At 71.1% G+C, this 14,065-nt stretch carries 14 protein-coding genes; 6 read left to right on the top strand and 8 right to left on the bottom strand.

The annotated features are described in order from the left end of the window. Positions 1 to 35: 35 nt before the first annotated feature. The 6 genes from OG899_RS06480 (at position 36) to OG899_RS06455 (ending at position 6,219) form a co-directional block, all read left to right on the top strand. Positions 36 to 1,271, top strand: a complete 1,236-nt coding sequence (locus tag OG899_RS06480; RefSeq protein ID WP_125500285.1) for a spermidine/putrescine ABC transporter substrate-binding protein — start codon at positions 36 to 38, stop codon at positions 1,269 to 1,271. Beyond that, entirely contained in the window at positions 1,268 to 2,443 is a 1,176-nt protein-coding gene (locus OG899_RS06475) for an ABC transporter ATP-binding protein (protein WP_406310929.1), read from the top strand. Before OG899_RS06480 ends, OG899_RS06475 begins: the two co-directional genes overlap by 4 nt. Then, positions 2,443 to 3,372 (top strand): ABC transporter permease, encoded by a 930-nt coding sequence (locus OG899_RS06470; protein ID WP_125500287.1) that lies wholly within the window; start codon positions 2,443 to 2,445, stop codon positions 3,370 to 3,372. Before OG899_RS06475 ends, OG899_RS06470 begins: the two co-directional genes overlap by 1 nt. Next, on the top strand, positions 3,372 to 4,172 hold the full coding sequence (locus OG899_RS06465) for an ABC transporter permease (protein ID WP_125500288.1): 801 nt from the start codon (positions 3,372 to 3,374) through the stop codon (positions 4,170 to 4,172). Before OG899_RS06470 ends, OG899_RS06465 begins: the two co-directional genes overlap by 1 nt. Before the next feature lie 47 nt (positions 4,173 to 4,219). Continuing rightward, positions 4,220 to 5,638, top strand: a complete 1,419-nt coding sequence (locus OG899_RS06460; protein ID WP_125500289.1) for an FAD-binding oxidoreductase — start codon at positions 4,220 to 4,222, stop codon at positions 5,636 to 5,638. 125 nt (positions 5,639 to 5,763) lie between these two features. Beyond that, positions 5,764 to 6,219 (top strand): hypothetical protein, encoded by a 456-nt coding sequence (locus OG899_RS06455; RefSeq protein WP_125500290.1) that lies wholly within the window; start codon positions 5,764 to 5,766, stop codon positions 6,217 to 6,219. A gap of 33 nt (positions 6,220 to 6,252) precedes the next feature. On the opposite strand, the gene OG899_RS06450 is transcribed toward OG899_RS06455, so the two are convergent. The 8 genes from OG899_RS06450 to OG899_RS06415 form a co-directional block, all read right to left on the bottom strand. Continuing rightward, the gene (locus OG899_RS06450; RefSeq protein WP_373296695.1) at positions 6,253 to 6,978 is read right to left on the bottom strand and encodes a phosphatase PAP2 family protein; all 726 of its coding nucleotides are present in this window, start codon (positions 6,976 to 6,978) and stop codon (positions 6,253 to 6,255) included. Between the two features lie 345 nt (positions 6,979 to 7,323). Next, positions 7,324 to 8,100, bottom strand: a complete 777-nt coding sequence (locus tag OG899_RS06445; RefSeq protein WP_125500291.1) for an enoyl-CoA hydratase/isomerase family protein — start codon at positions 8,098 to 8,100, stop codon at positions 7,324 to 7,326. After that, positions 8,097 to 9,380, bottom strand: coding sequence for a cytochrome P450 (locus OG899_RS06440; protein ID WP_125500292.1), 1,284 nt, complete (start codon positions 9,378 to 9,380; stop codon positions 8,097 to 8,099). Before OG899_RS06440 ends, OG899_RS06445 begins: the two co-directional genes overlap by 4 nt. A gap of 60 nt (positions 9,381 to 9,440) precedes the next feature. Then, a complete protein-coding gene (locus OG899_RS06435) occupies positions 9,441 to 10,799 on the bottom strand; it encodes a cytochrome P450 (RefSeq protein WP_125500293.1) in 1,359 nt (452 codons plus the stop codon). 13 nt (positions 10,800 to 10,812) lie between these two features. After that, complete coding sequence (locus OG899_RS06430) at positions 10,813 to 11,373, bottom strand: ATP/GTP-binding protein (protein WP_125500294.1); 561 nt, start codon at positions 11,371 to 11,373, stop codon at positions 10,813 to 10,815. 3 nt (positions 11,374 to 11,376) lie between these two features. Beyond that, positions 11,377 to 11,763, bottom strand: coding sequence for a DUF742 domain-containing protein (locus tag OG899_RS06425; protein ID WP_251504833.1), 387 nt, complete (start codon positions 11,761 to 11,763; stop codon positions 11,377 to 11,379). Next, positions 11,760 to 12,584, bottom strand: a complete 825-nt coding sequence (locus OG899_RS06420) for a roadblock/LC7 domain-containing protein (RefSeq protein ID WP_406311189.1) — start codon at positions 12,582 to 12,584, stop codon at positions 11,760 to 11,762. The genes OG899_RS06425 and OG899_RS06420 overlap by 4 nt, the downstream gene beginning before the upstream one ends. A 20-nt stretch (positions 12,585 to 12,604) precedes the next feature. After that, on the bottom strand, positions 12,605 to 13,792 hold the full coding sequence (locus tag OG899_RS06415; RefSeq protein WP_168131292.1) for a sensor histidine kinase: 1,188 nt from the start codon (positions 13,790 to 13,792) through the stop codon (positions 12,605 to 12,607). Positions 13,793 to 14,065: the final 273 nt, after the last annotated feature.

Here is a 14,065-nt window from a genome sequence, read left to right as displayed (position 1 = left end):
ATGCGGCCGAACCGTCTCGAAAGGGCACCACACGCATGGAGCAGTACGAGCCCGGACGCCTCACCGCCACCCCGCGGCGCGGCCCCCGCGGCCGGCCGCCCGCCCTCACCCGCCGGTCGCTGCTGCGCGCCTCGGCAGGCGGAGTGCTCGCCGCCGGCGGGCTCGGCGCCCTGACCGCCTGCGGCATCCCCCCGGCGGGCACCACCCGGGGCGGCACCGCCACCACGGACCACTCGGACCGGGAGAAGGTCGTCGACTTCTCCAACTGGCCCGAGTACATCGACGTGGACGCGAGCGGCAGGCACCGCCCCACCCTGGAGACGTTCACCCGACGGACCGGCATCGAGGTCGCCTACACCGAGGACATCAACGACAACGACGAGTTCTTCGGCAGGATCAAGCCGCAGCTCGCCGCCGGCCAGGACATCGGCCGGGACATCATCGTGCTCACCGACTGGCTGGCCGCGCGGGTCATCCGCCTGGGCTGGGCGCAGAAACTCGACCCGGAGAACCTGCCCCACGCCTACACCCACCTCGCCGCGCAGTTCCGCGACCCGCAGTGGGACCCGGGGCACGCCTACTCCTATCCCTGGCAGGGTGTCTCCACCGTCATCGCCTACAACAAGAAGGCGCTGGACGGCGTCGAGGTCACCTCGTTCTCCGACCTGCTCGACAAACCCGCGCTCAAGGGGCGGGTGGGTGTCCTCTCCGAGATGCGCGACACCGTCGGCATGACGCTGCTCGACATGGGCAAGGACCCGGAGCGCGTCACCGACGACGACTACGACGCGGCCATCGCCCGTCTGCAGAAAGCCGTCGACAAAGGCCAGATACGCCGCTTCACCGGCAACGACTACACCTCGGACCTCTCCAAGGGCGACCTGGCCGCCTGCCTGGCCTGGGGCGGCGACGTGGTCCAGCTCCAGGCGGACAACCCGGACATCGGGTATGTCGTCCCGGACGCCGGGATCGTGACGTCCACCGACTGCCTGCTCGTCCCCGCCGGGGCCCGGCACAAGACCAACGCCGAGCGGCTGATCGACTTCTACTACGAGCCGGCCCGGGCCGCCGCGCTCGCCGCGTACACCAACTACGTCTCACCGGTGGACGGTGTGAAGCCCCATCTCGCGAAGATCGACACATCGGCGGCGGACAACCCGCTGATCGTTCCCGACCGGACCACGGCCGCGAAGTCCCACGCCTTCCGCTCGCTGAGCGAGAAGGAGGCCGTGGCGTACGAAGCGAAGTTCGCGAAGCTCACAGGGGCGTGACCACCATGAAGACGACCACGACTCCGGCGGTCGGCGGCGGCGACGTCCGCCTGACCGGGATCAGCAAGCGCTACGGCACCTTCACCGCCGTGCACCCGCTGGACCTGACCGTGCCCCAGGGTTCCTTCTTCGCGCTGCTCGGCGCCTCCGGCTGCGGCAAGACCACCACCCTGCGCATGATCGCCGGCCTGGAGGAACCCACCCGGGGCACCGTCCACCTCGGCGACCAGGACGTGACCCGGCTGCCGCCGTACCGGCGGCCGGTGAACACCGTCTTCCAGTCCTACGCCCTCTTCCCGCACCTGGACGTCTACGAGAACGTCGCCTTCGGCCTGCGCCGACGCGGCATCAAGAACGTGCGCAGGCAGGTGGAGGAGATGCTGGAGCTGGTCCAGCTCGGCGGGCAGGCCCGCAGGAAACCGCACCAGCTCTCCGGCGGCCAGCAGCAACGTGTCGCCGTGGCCCGCGCCCTCATCAACCACCCCCGGGTGCTGCTGCTCGACGAGCCGCTCGGCGCCCTCGACCTGAAACTGCGCCGGCAGATGCAGCTGGAGCTCAAACGCATCCAGACCGAGGTGGGCATCACGTTCATCCACGTCACCCACGACCAGGAGGAGGCCATGACCATGGCCGACACGGTCGCCGTGATGAACGCCGGCCGCATCGAGCAGCTCGGCACCCCCACCGACCTGTACGACAACCCGCGCACCGCGTTCGTCGCCGGCTTCCTCGGCACCTCCAACCTCGTCCCGGCCCGGGTGACCGCGCGCAGCGGCGAGGACATCGTCCTGACGGCCGGCGGCGCCACGCTCGTCCTGCCCGCCGCACGCTGCACCGTCCCCGCCCCGGCCGGTGCCGCGGTGCTCGCGGGCATCCGCCCGGAGAAGATCACCCTCACCCACGTCGACGACGCCGCCGGGATACCCGAGGGCCGCAACCGCATCACGGGCCGGATCGCCGACGCCGGATTCATCGGTGTCTCCACCCAGTACGTCGTCGACAGCCCCGTCTGCCCCGGCTTCGAGGTGTACGCCCAGAACATCGACCGCGACCCGCGTCTGGTGCCCGGTGCCGAGGTCGTCGCGCACTGGAACCCGGCGCACACCTTCGGCCTGGACGCCGACCGGGACGGCGACGCCGGTCCGGCACACGCCGAGGAGGAAGCCGCCTGATGGCCGCCGTCACCGAGGCGCCGCCCCCGCTCGCGCCCACCGCACCCGACGACGAGCCGCCGCGCCGGCGCGGCCGCCTGACCCCGTACTGGCTGCTGCTGCCCGGCATCCTGTGGCTGCTGGTCTTCTTCGCCCTGCCGGTGCTCTACCAGGCGTCCACCTCCGTGCAGACCGGCTCCCTGGAGCAGGGCTACACCGTCACCTGGCACGTCGCGACCTACTGGGACGCCCTGGCGCAGTACTGGCCGCAGTTCCTGCGGTCCGTGCTGTACGCGGCCTGCGCGACCGTGCTGTGCCTGCTGCTCGGCTACCCGCTGGCGTATCTCATCGCCCTGCGCGCGGGCCGCTGGCGCACCCTGCTCATGGTCCTGGTGGTCGCGCCGTTCTTCACCAGCTTCCTGATCCGCACCCTGGCCTGGAAGACGATCCTCGCCGACGGCGGCCCCCTCGTCGGTGCGCTCGGCACCCTGCACGTGCTGGACGTCACCGACTGGCTCGGCTGGACCTCCGGCCACCGGCTGCTCGCCACCCCGCTGGCCGTGGTGTGCGGACTGACCTACAACTTCCTGCCGTTCATGATCCTGCCGCTGTACACCTCGCTGGAGCGGATCGACCCCGGGCTGCTGGAGGCGGCCGGCGACCTGTACGCCCGGCCCGTCACCACCTTCCGCAGGGTCACCTTCCCGTTGTCCCTGCCGGGCGTGGTCTCCGGCACCCTGCTGACGTTCATCCCGGCCGCCGGCGACTACGTCAACGCCGACCTGCTCGGCTCCACCGACACCCGCATGATCGGCAACGTCATCCAGACCCAGTTCCTGCGCATCCTCGACTACCCGACGGCCGCCGCCCTGTCGTTCCTCCTCATGGCCGCCATCCTGCTCGTGGTCACCGTCTACATCCGCCGGTCGGGGACGGAGGACCTGGTCTGATGCGCCTCGTCACCTGGATCAGACGGCACCTCGTGGTCGCCGCCGGACTGCTGACGCTCGCCTACCTGCTGCTGCCGAACGTCGTCGTCACGGTGTTCTCCTTCAACGCACCCAAGGGACGGTTCAACTACGAGTGGCAGCAGTTCTCCACCGATGCCTGGCGGCACCCGTGCGATGTCGCCGGGCTGTGCACCTCGCTCGGGCTCAGCCTGCAGATCGCCGTCTGGGCGACCCTCGGCGCCACCGTCCTGGGCACGACGACCGCCTTCGCGCTGGCCCGCTACCGGTTCCGGGCCCGCGGCGCCGTCAACGCGCTGATCTTCCTGCCGATGGCGATGCCCGAGGTCGTCATGGCCGCCTCGCTGCTCACCCTGTTCCTCAACCTGGGTGTGCGGCTGGGTTTCTGGACGATCCTCATCGCCCACGTCATGTTCTGCCTCAGCTTCGTCGTCACCGCGGTCAAGGCACGTGTGATGTCGATGGACCCGCGCCTGGAACAGGCCGCCCAGGACCTGTACGCCGGCCCCGTCCAGACGTTCCTGCGGGTCACCCTGCCGATCGCGGCACCGGGCATCGCCGCGGGCGCGCTGCTCGCCTTCGCCCTGTCCTTCGACGACTTCATCATCACCAACTTCACCGCCGGCTCGACCGTCACCTTCCCCATGTACGTGTGGGGGTCGGCGCAGCGCGGCACACCCGTGCAGATCAACGTCGTCGGCACCGCCATGTTCGTCGTCGCCGTCCTGTGCGTCCTGGCCGCCACGGCCGTCGGCAACCGCCGCAGGAGGCGCACCACCTGATCGACACCGACACGACAACCACGCGACCCGTGTAGGGAGTTGACATCATGGCCCCGAGCGCCATGACCCGTTGGACGAGATCGCTCCGCGAGGCCCGGCCGGTGCCGTACTGGCTCGACGACCCCGGCCGGCCCCGCCCCGAACCCGCCCTGAGCGGCGCCGACACCTGCGATCTGCTGGTCGTCGGCGGCGGCTACAGCGGACTGTGGACCGCGCTGATCGCCAAGGAACGCGACCCCGGCACGGACGTGGTGCTGGTGGAGGGCCGCGAGACGGCCTGGGCCGCCTCCGGCCGCAACGGAGGATTCTGCGCCGCCTCCCTCACCCACGGCCTGGCCAACGGACTGGCCCGCTGGCCGCGGGAGATCCGCCGGCTGCAGGACCTCGGCGCCCGCAACCTCGACGCCATCGAGGCGACCGTCGCCCGCCACCGCATCGACTGCGACTTCGAACGCACCGGTGAGATCGACGTCGCCACCGAGCCCTACCAGGTGTGGGAGATGGAGGAGTGGTACGCCCGCCTGCGCGCCCAGGGCCTGGCCGACGGCATCGACTTCCTCGACCGGGACGCCGTGCGCGCCCAGGTCGCCTCGCCCACCTTCGAGGCCGGACTGTGGGACCGCCGCGGTGTCGCCATGCTCCACCCGGCCAAGCTCGCCTGGGGCCTGAAACGTGTCTGCCTGGGCCTCGGGGTGCGCATCTACGAGCACACCCCCGCCCTGACCCTGCAGCCCTACGGCGCCGGCATGCGCGTGCACACCCCCTACGGGCAGGTGCGCGCCCGCCGGGTCGCGCTCGCGACCAACGTGTTCCCCAGCCTGGTGCGCCGCATCCGCCCGTACACCGTCCCGGTGTACGACTACGCCCTGATGACCGAGCCGCTCACCGACGAGCAGCGGGCGTCGGTCGGCTGGAGGAATCGCCAGGGACTCGGCGACAGCGCCAACCGGTTCCACTACTTCCGCCTCACCGCCGACCACCGCATCCTGTGGGGCGGCTACGACGCCGTCCACCACTACGGCCGCCGGGTGCGCGCCGAGTGGGACGACCGCCCCGAGACCTGGGCCCGGCTCGCCGAGCACTTCTTCACCTGCTTCCCGCAGCTGGAGGGCATCCGTTTCACCCACGCCTGGGGCGGTGCGATCGACACCTGCTCGCGGTTCTCGCCGTTCTTCGGCACCGCCCACCGGGGCAAGGTGGCGTATGCGGCCGGCTACACGGGCCTGGGTGTGGGTGCGAGCCGCTTCGGCGCCGAGGTGATGCTCGACCTGCTGGCCGGCCGCCGCACCGAACGCACCGACCTGCGGATGGTGCGCACCAAGCCCCTGCCGTTCCCGCCGGAGCCCTTCGCCTGGACCGGTATCGCGCTCACCAAGTGGTCGCTGGCCCGGGCCGATGCGCACGGCGGCCGGCGCAATCTGTGGCTGCGCACCATGGACCGGCTGGGCCTGGGCTTCGACAGCTGACCGGCGTCCGCTTCTGTGACCGGTCTCACGTCGATCCGCGGTCGCGAGCCGCGTAATGCCGAAGCGGTGACCTCCCTCTCCCTCGTGGCGCACCGTGCGCCCACGGCAAACAGGGAGGTTCCTCCATGACGGCGACCAGGGAGGCGCTCGAGTGGCTGGCGTCCGTGGCACCGGACCCGCGGGCTCTCGAGCGGCAATGGCGAAACGACCCGCGGTCGGTCGCCCTGCTGCCCGCGGGCAAGGCGTGGGACGTGCTGTTCCTGCCGGCCCTCCTCGGGTATCCCACGCTCGACGTCCTCAGCCGGGTGCTGGACCAGCTCGGACCGGTGCTGGCCGGCTCCGGCGACGCCCGCCTGGGGTTCCTCGTCCCGCCGGGCACGGCGGAGCGCTGGCTGGGCACGGGGGTGCGCAGCGCGGGACTCGGCACCTGGATCGTCGTGCCGTACCCCGACCGGTCGGCGGGGACGGTCCGCTGGCTGGTCCCGCCGGACGGCGCCGGCACCCTCACCGACCCGGCCCTGCTGGAACTGGCGATGCACGAGGCGGCCGCGGTGGTGGCCGGGCGGGACCGGGACCGCTGACGTGTCAGGTGCGGCGCGGGGACCGCTGACGTGTCAGGTGCGGCGCCGGTGCAGGGCGTGCAGGACCGTCCGGAGCACGACCAGCAGCACGGCGGACAGGCACCAGCTGGCCACGACGTCCAGCGGCCAGTGGTAGCCGCGCCGCACCAGCCCGTAGGAGACCGCGAGCACGAGCACAGCCCACACCGTCACCACCACACCCCGGGCGCGGTGCGACCGCACCCACAGCAGCAGCACCAGCGCGGCCGCCCCGTAGGCGACGGCGGCCGTCGCGGTGTGCCCGGAGGGGAAGTAGCCGTCGCCGGGCGGCATGACGGGTGTCCCGCCCCGGTGGGTCCAGTCCTTCAACGGCACGATCACGGCGGGCAGCACGGCCGTCGGCACCACCGCGGCCGCCGGCGGCCCCCACCACCTCGGCACTCCCGCGCGTCGGCCCCGCCATGCCGCACACCCGGCCGCCAGGACGAGCACGGGCACGGCGACCTCCACGTTGCCGAGGTCGGACAGCAGCTCGGAGAGGCGGTCGGGATGCAGCACCGCGCGGCTGATCCGCCGGTCGGCGTCCAGCAGCGGACCGCCGTCGGTCACCTGCCAGGTGATCAGCGCGAACAGCAGCGCGGGCAGCCCGGCGAGCAGCACCGGCCAGGCCGACGATCCGCGCCCGGTGTCCCGGACGTCCGCCGTCGCCCAGGCCGGTGCGGCGCGCCGCCTGGGACGCTCCCCGGCGTCGTCGCGGTTGACGTCTGGTGAGATCGGCACGCGCCCCAGCTTCGCACAGGCACGGCCGCACCCGTCCGACGCCGGTCTGCCGCTGCGGGCACACACACCGCCGGTCTCCGGTGTGTGTACGTGCGCGTGTGCGCATCGTCGTCCGCTCGCCGGCCGTGATGCAGAGATGCCGACGGGGCGACACACCGGCACGGCGGCAGGTCGGCCGGTCGGCACGTGCGAGCGACGCCGGTTCCCGGGCCGCCGCCCCGGGAACACGCGGCCCCGCCGCCGCTGCCGGGTCCACGCACAGGAGGGGCCTCGGGCAGGGCGACGGGGCACGGGGGTGTCGTCGGTGCCGTGCGGGGCACGGCCGGACGGGGGAGCGGAAGCGCCCTACGGACGCGGCAGGGCGATCTGGGCGCTGAGGAGGTGGGCGTCGAGCAGGGCGACGTCCGCGGTGCGGGCCGCACGGGAGTAGCCGGCCAGCATGCGCTTGGTGAGCGTCAGCGCCTCGGGCGAACGGCGGACCAGCGGCCTGATCCACGCGTCGATCGCGGCGTCCAGCTGCTCGGCCGGCACCACCTTGTGCAGCAGACCGAGCCGGTGGGCGGTGTCCGCGTCGAACGGTTCGCAGGTCAGCATCAGTTCGCGGATCCTGGCGGCGCCCGCCTCGACGATGAGGCGGCCCATGGCGCCGCCCCAGGCCGGGGGCAGGCCGAGTGCGATCTCCGGCATCCTGAAGCGGCAGGTGTCCGCGCCGGCCCGCAGATCGCAGTAGGCGGCCAGCGCCAGTCCCGCGCCGATCACCTTGCCGTCCAGACGGGCGATGGTGACCGCGTGCGTGTTCTCCAGGGCGTCGCACACGCGGTAGGCCTTGTCGACGATGCGGCGCAGCGCACTGCCGGAAGGCTCCTGCACCAGGGCGTCCTGGAACTCGGTGCGGTCGGCCCCGAGGCAGAAGTCGTCACCGGCGGAGGTGAGGACGAGGACCCGGATGTCGGGCCGGTCGTGCAGGCCCTGCAGCACGGCCTCGAGGTCGTCGAGGGCGGCCGAGGTGAGGGCTCCTCCGTCTGCGGCCGACGGGTCGAGGACCACGCGCGCGACGGGGCCGTCCTCGCGGACCTCCAGGGCCTTGTGGCGGATCAGGGTGTGGAGTGCGAGTGTGGTCATATCAGGGTCACGTCCAGATTCAGCAGTCGCCTGAAGGCCACACGCGGGGCCCAGGAGGGTTGGCGCACCAGGGTCAGCCGCGGGAAACGGGTGACCAGCTGGCGGAGCAGGGTCTGTGCCTCCAGGCGCGCCAGCGGGGCGCCGAGGCAGTAGTGGATGCCGCCGCTGAAGGCGAGGTGTCCCGGTTTGCGGTGCAGGTTGAACAGCTCGGGTTCCTCGTGCTTGGCCGGGTCCCGGTGGGCCGCCGCCACCATGAGGTGGACCATCTCGTCCTTGCGTATCTCGGTGTCGCCGAGGACGCAGTCCTTCGAGGCCACGCGGCTGATGACATGGGTGGGCGGGTCGTAGCGCAGGACCTCCTCCACCGCGGCCGGCACCAGGTCCGGCTGGACGGTGAGCCGGTCCCACTGCCGCGGGTGCTGCAGGAGCAGCAGCACCATGGTGGACAGCAGGGTGGAGGTGGTCTCCAGGCCGGCGAGGAGCACGAACAGGGCGAGCAGATAGACCGCCTCGTCCGCCTTGTCCCGGTCGCTCTCCAGTTCGTCCCACACGGTGATCCAGCGGCTGACCGGGTCGTCGCCGGGGCTGCGGCGCCGCTCGCGCACCAGGGCGGTGAAGTACTCGCGCAGTTCGGCGGTGGCCGCGTCGGACAGCGCCAGCTGGCTGGCGGACGGCAGGAGTTCCTGGGTGAACACCTGGTCGTGGGTGAGGTCGCGCAGCCGGGGGAAGTCCGCGGTGGGCAGGCCCAGCCAGTGGCCCACGGTGGCCACCGGGAGTTCCTCGCTGACCAGCAGGTTCAGGTCGGCCTCACCGTCGTCGAGCTGTTCGGCGAGGGAGTCGAGCAGCCGGGTGGTGATCCGGGCTATGGGTGCCTGCAGGTCGTTCAGGGTGCTGCGGTCGAACATGCCCGCCGAGCGACGGACCCGGGTGTGCTCGGGGGGATTGAGCGCCGGCAGGGTCTTGCTCATCTCGCGTGAGGAGGGCGCTCCCCAGCGGGTGCCGCTGCCCTGCCGCTCGCGCCACGCGGCGTCGGGCTCTAACCAGTCACGATTGCGCAGGATGCGGTCGCACAGCTCGAAGCCGGTGACGATGTGACCTCCCCACGGGGCTGCGAAGATGTCGCCTTGGTTGCGAAGCTCCGCGTAGAGCGGGAACGGGTTCGCCTGTCCCCGCTCGGTCCGCAGACGGGAGAAGATCGAGACGGTCAAGCGCCGGCTGTCAGCCGGAGTTGTCGCAGTCTCCACGACGGCCCTTTCATGATCTTGGTCATCAGCCGCCATGCATACCCGTGCATGGCGGCGTGCATACAAGATGACCAATGCCAGGGGCAGTTGCCTTCGTCACTCTCCTCGCGTCCAGGCCAGGAACTTGCTCCACAGACCCGGTTTCGGCTTGGGCCCGGACGACGCGGTGCTGCGGTGCGTGACGGGCGTGGTGGCGGCGGGTGCGGCGGCCTGCGGTGCGGGGGACGGGGTCGGAGCCTGCGCCACGGGACGGGGGGTGAACCGGACCGGCAGTTCCTCCAGGACGCGGCTCCACGGCGCCGGCACCCAGTTCAGGTCCTTCAGGGGAACCCGGGTGCTGATGTCCGGGAGGTGGTTGAGCAGGGCCTCCACGGCGGTGACGGCGATGGTCAGGGCCGGGTCCTTGGCGGGGCAGGCGTGCGGCCCGGCCCCGAAGGCGAGATGGGCCTTCGCGCTGAGCTGCTCGCGGTGCTCGGCCAGCTGCGGGTCGGTGTTGGCGGCGGCGAAGGAGATCAGCACCGGGTTGTTCGCCTTCAGCACCCGGCCGCCCAGCTCCACGTCCTGCGTGGGGTAGTGACCCGCGTAGTTGGCGATCGGCGCGTAGTTCCACAGCACCTCGGTGACCGCGTCCTCCACGGGCCGGTCCGTCTGCCAGTCGTCGCTGAGCATGAGCGCGCTGGCGGTGCCGATCGTCCCGGTCAGGGGAGTGGTGCCACCGGACAGCAGCGTCACCAGCTGGTGCATCACCTCCTCGTCCGACAGCTGGGCGGAGTGCTGCATCAGACGGGTCGTCACGTCGTCGCCGGGCCGGCGGTGCTTGAGCGCGATCAGATCGGTGAGCGCCTCGGCCAGCTTGTCGTCGGCGCCGGCCGTGCCGGCGAAGATCCCGGAGATGCCGGTGATGACCCGGTCGCCGATCTCGGGCGGGCAGCCGAACAGGTCGCTGAAGACCAGCAGCGGCAGCGGCTGGGCGTACTCCGCCATCAGCTCGGCCTCGCCGAGACGGTCGCTGCTGAACCGGCTGATCAGATAGTCGGCCGACTGCCGGGTGCGCCGCGCCAGGTGCAGCGAGTTGACGGGGGCGAGGCTGTCGGTGACGGCCTCCCGCAGCCGGCCGTGCGCCGCCCCGTCGCTGAACAGGGCGTTGGGGCGGTAGCCCATCATGGGCAGCGCCGGACTGTCCTCGGGGACGCGGCCTTCCTGCAGCGCGTTCCAGCGCCGCGCGTCACGGACGAAGGTCGCGGGGTTCTGCAGGATCCACTTCGCGGCCTCGTAGCTGGTGACCAGCTCGACCTCCACGCCCGGTGCGACGTCGACCGGCGCGCTGGGACCCAGGCTGCGCAGATGGGTGTAGTGGCTCTCGGGGTCCGCGCCGAACTGCGGTCCGTAGAGCTGCATGTTGCCGTGTGCGGGGCAGCCGGGCGGCGGCCCCTGTATGTCGGGACGGTGCTCCATGAGAGAGAACTTCCTAGTCGCTGAGGGTCAGCAGATGTTCGACGAGGGTGATCAGCGCCTGAGCCGCCGACTGCTGGTCGCGGACGTCGCAGCGGACCACAGGTGTGTCCGCGGACAGGTTCAGCGCCTCGCGCACCTCCTCGAGGGGGTAGTCGGGCGTGCCCTCGAAGCGGTTCACGCCGATGGCGTAGGTCAGGCCGAACCGCTCGACCAGGTCCAGGACCGGGAAGCTGTCCGACAGCCGCTCGGGGTCGACGAGGACGAGCGCGCCCAGGGCACCGCGGGAGAGCTCCTCCCACATCTCCTTGAAGCGCTCCTGGCCGGGCGTGCCGAAGAGGTAGAGGACCACCTCGTCGCTGAGGGTGAGACGGCCGAAGTCCATCGCGACCGTCGTCGTGGTCTTGTCGGGGGTGCCCGACAGGTCGTCGAAACCGACGCTGGCTTCGGTGATCTCCTCCTCCGTGCTCAGCGGCTCGATCTCGGAGATGCTCCGGATGCACGTGGTCTTGCCCACTCCGAAGTGCCCCACCACGAGCACCTTCACCGCGGTGGAAACCCCTGATTCCAGGTACACGAATCACGCTCCGAATCGGGCTCTGAGGCCGTCCAGCACGGCGTTGAGCACGTCTCGATCCACATGTTCCGCGCGAGGAATCGGCTTCCTCGCCGCGATCAGGCCGCGCTCCTCCAGCTGCGCCAGCAGGATCCGGACGATCCCCAGCGGCAGATGCGTGTGCGCGGCCACCTCCGCCACGGACAGAAAGCCGCCCGTGACCAGCTCCAACACCTGCCGTGCCTCGGGAGACAGGGTGCGCGCTTCGGTGTCGGAGGCGTCCTGGCTGGCCGCCACCAGCGTCGTCCGCTCGTAGGCGTGCTCCGGCGGCAAGGACCGCCCGTTCGTGATCACGAACAACGGGACTAAAGAGGAGGTCAGTTCCAGCCCCGGCTCCGGCTCGTCGGTCACCTGCGGCTCGCCTCCCTGCTCGCTGCGGGCTGCGCGCTCAGCTGCGGTACGACGGTCTCGTGCAGCCGGGTGGCGAACTCCGCGATGTCGGTGTCCGGCTCCGCCGCCGCGGCGAGCAGGGCACCGTTGCCCGCCGGCACCAGGAACACCCAGCCGTGCGAGAACTCGATGACCGTCTGCCGCCACAGCGCGTCCTGCACTCCGGCGAAGCTCGACGTGGCGCGGCTGTAGGCGTGCAGGCCCTGCATGGCCGCCGCGATGGTGTCCACCAGGTCCCGGCTCATGCTGGTCGTCGCCCCGCGCGGCAGGCCGTCGCTGCCGAGCAGCACGGCGTGCCGGGCGCCGCGCACATCGGTGAAGACGGCGTCCAGGTCGGCGATGGCGATGCCGTGCCCGCCGGCGCCCGGTCCCCGGTCGCCGCCCCGGCCGCCCCGCTCGGACCAGCCGTCGGCGTTCACCCGGGGCGGGGTGGTGAGGTTGTTGCCCAGGCGGGCGACGAGCCGGTGCATCCGGAAGCTGATCGCGCCCATGTCGACGTCGGGTTCCGCCGCTGCGGCCAGGTAGGCGCCCTGGCCGGCGCCGATCAGGAAGACCCAGCCGTGCGAGAACTCGATGATCGTCTGTTCCCAGGTCGCGTCCGGCTCGCTGCCGGCGAACTTCGCGGCGGCACGGCTGAGGGACTGCATGCCCGACATCGCGGCCGAGATCGTCTCCACGGCCGAGCGGTCCATGCCGGCGCTCGCCCCGCGGGGTATGCCGTCCGCGGACAGCAGGACCGCGTGCGTCGCCTTGGGCACGTTGTCCACGATGTCCTGCAGCATCCAGGACAGGTCGTCAGTCGTCATGCCTCATCGGTCCCTTCCGACGGCGCGATGGTCAGCCGGCGACCCGACAGCGTCCCGCGCTGGAACGCACCCAGGCTCCGTCCGGCAGCCTGACCGGCGTCACCCGCGTCCGGCAGCGAGGCCGTCGTGGCGTCCCGGTCCGGAACGCTGGCCACAGGAATCTGGCGTGCGCCGCGACGGGGCAGGCCGTGTGCCGTGCGCGACGCGGTGTCGGCCCGGGTGACGTTCCCGGCCGCACCGGTGGCCTGGCCGGTCTCGACGGGCGACGGGGTGGTCTCCTCCATGGTCCACAGCTCCTCCGGAAGCAGCACGACCGCCCGGACGCCGCCATAGCGCGAGACGCCGGTGACGTCCACACGGAAGCCGTACTGCTGGGCGAGCAGGGCGATGACGGGGAAACCCCACTTCGGCTGGTTGCCCAGCTGCGACAGACGGGGCCGGTACTCGCCGGACAGCAGCGCGGTGGCCTGCTGCCGGTCTTCGTCGCTCATGCCGACACCCGCGTCGTCGATGACGATGCACAGGTTCTTCTGCACCCGCTGGAACGTCACCTCGATGGGTGCGTTCTGCTGGGAGAAGCTGGCGGCGTTGTCGAGAAGTTCGGCGACGGCGAGCGCGACGGGCGAGACGGCGGACGCCTTCAGGGCGTAGCCGGTCTGCTGCATGATGGAGACGCGCTCGAAGTTGCGGATCTGACCCATCGCGCTGCGCACCACGTCGTACACGCTGGCCGGCTTGTTGCGGCGGCCCAGCGGTGCACCGCAGACCACCGCGATGCCCTGCGCCTTGCGCGACATCTGGGCGTTGGCGTGGCTGACCTCGAGCAGGTCGCCCAGGACCGAGTGGCCTCCGTACTTGCGCTGGATGGTCTCCAGCAGCGTCTGCTGTTCGGCGGCCAGGCTCTGCAGGAAGCGCGCGGATCCCTTGAGAACGGCTTTGGTGCTTTCCTCGGCGGCCTCCTCGGCCTGCCGGATGCGTTCCTCGTGTTCGTCCTTGAACTGCTGCAGTTCGAGAGTGAGGCTGACTATTTGCTCGTCGGCCTTGCTCAGCTGCTGATTGAGGTCCGCCTCTATCTCGGCCTTTCTCTTCGCTACGGCCTTGTTGCGACGACTGAGGATCCAGACCGCGGCGATCGCTATGACCGCCAAGGCAACCAGGAACCAAACAAGTGCGTCTTGAGTCATGGAAACCTTTCCTGGCGTATGGCTGCGGCCGTTGGCTGAGGGGCCGCACGGGAATCCGTGGCCGGCATCTTCGAAGCGCCTGAGGCGTGTGGTCCAAGGTCGCAGACCCGTGGATGCTATCACCCGGATCCGAGCGAACTCGTCCGTATCCCGTGCTCAACGCCCCGGTCACGAAGGGTCATTGCTCTCGGGAAGCGAGTCCGTCACCAGCGGAGTGTGAGCTTCCGCGAGGGAGCAACGTTTCACCATCGACGTACAGCTAGAACGCCAATG

It is taken from the genome of Streptomyces thermoviolaceus (assembly GCF_045209695.1).
In the GTDB taxonomy this organism is placed as follows: domain Bacteria; phylum Actinomycetota; class Actinomycetes; order Streptomycetales; family Streptomycetaceae; genus Streptomyces; species Streptomyces thermoviolaceus.
The sequence above is the reverse complement of the archived record's forward strand: the minus strand, read 5'-3'. Positions and strand labels throughout refer to the sequence as shown.

Bases quoted from the DNA above. Each gene is read 5' to 3' on its own strand.
- OG899_RS06480 (WP_125500285.1), top strand. From the start codon at position 36: ATGGAGCAGTACGAGCCCGGACGCCTCACCGCCACCCCGCGGCGCGGC.
- OG899_RS06470 (WP_125500287.1), top strand. From the start codon at position 2,443: ATGGCCGCCGTCACCGAGGCGCCGCCCCCGCTCGCGCCCACCGCACCC.
- OG899_RS06465 (WP_125500288.1), top strand. From the start codon at position 3,372: ATGCGCCTCGTCACCTGGATCAGACGGCACCTCGTGGTCGCCGCCGGA.
- OG899_RS06460 (WP_125500289.1), top strand. From the start codon at position 4,220: ATGGCCCCGAGCGCCATGACCCGTTGGACGAGATCGCTCCGCGAGGCC.
- OG899_RS06455 (WP_125500290.1), top strand. From the start codon at position 5,764: ATGACGGCGACCAGGGAGGCGCTCGAGTGGCTGGCGTCCGTGGCACCG.
- OG899_RS06445 (WP_125500291.1), bottom strand. From the start codon at position 8,100: ATGACCACACTCGCACTCCACACCCTGATCCGCCACAAGGCCCTGGAG.
- OG899_RS06440 (WP_125500292.1), bottom strand. From the start codon at position 9,380: ATGGCGGCTGATGACCAAGATCATGAAAGGGCCGTCGTGGAGACTGCG.
- OG899_RS06435 (WP_125500293.1), bottom strand. From the start codon at position 10,799: ATGGAGCACCGTCCCGACATACAGGGGCCGCCGCCCGGCTGCCCCGCA.
- OG899_RS06420 (WP_406311189.1), bottom strand. From the start codon at position 12,584: ATGCTGCAGGACATCGTGGACAACGTGCCCAAGGCGACGCACGCGGTC.
- OG899_RS06415 (WP_168131292.1), bottom strand. From the start codon at position 13,792: ATGACTCAAGACGCACTTGTTTGGTTCCTGGTTGCCTTGGCGGTCATA.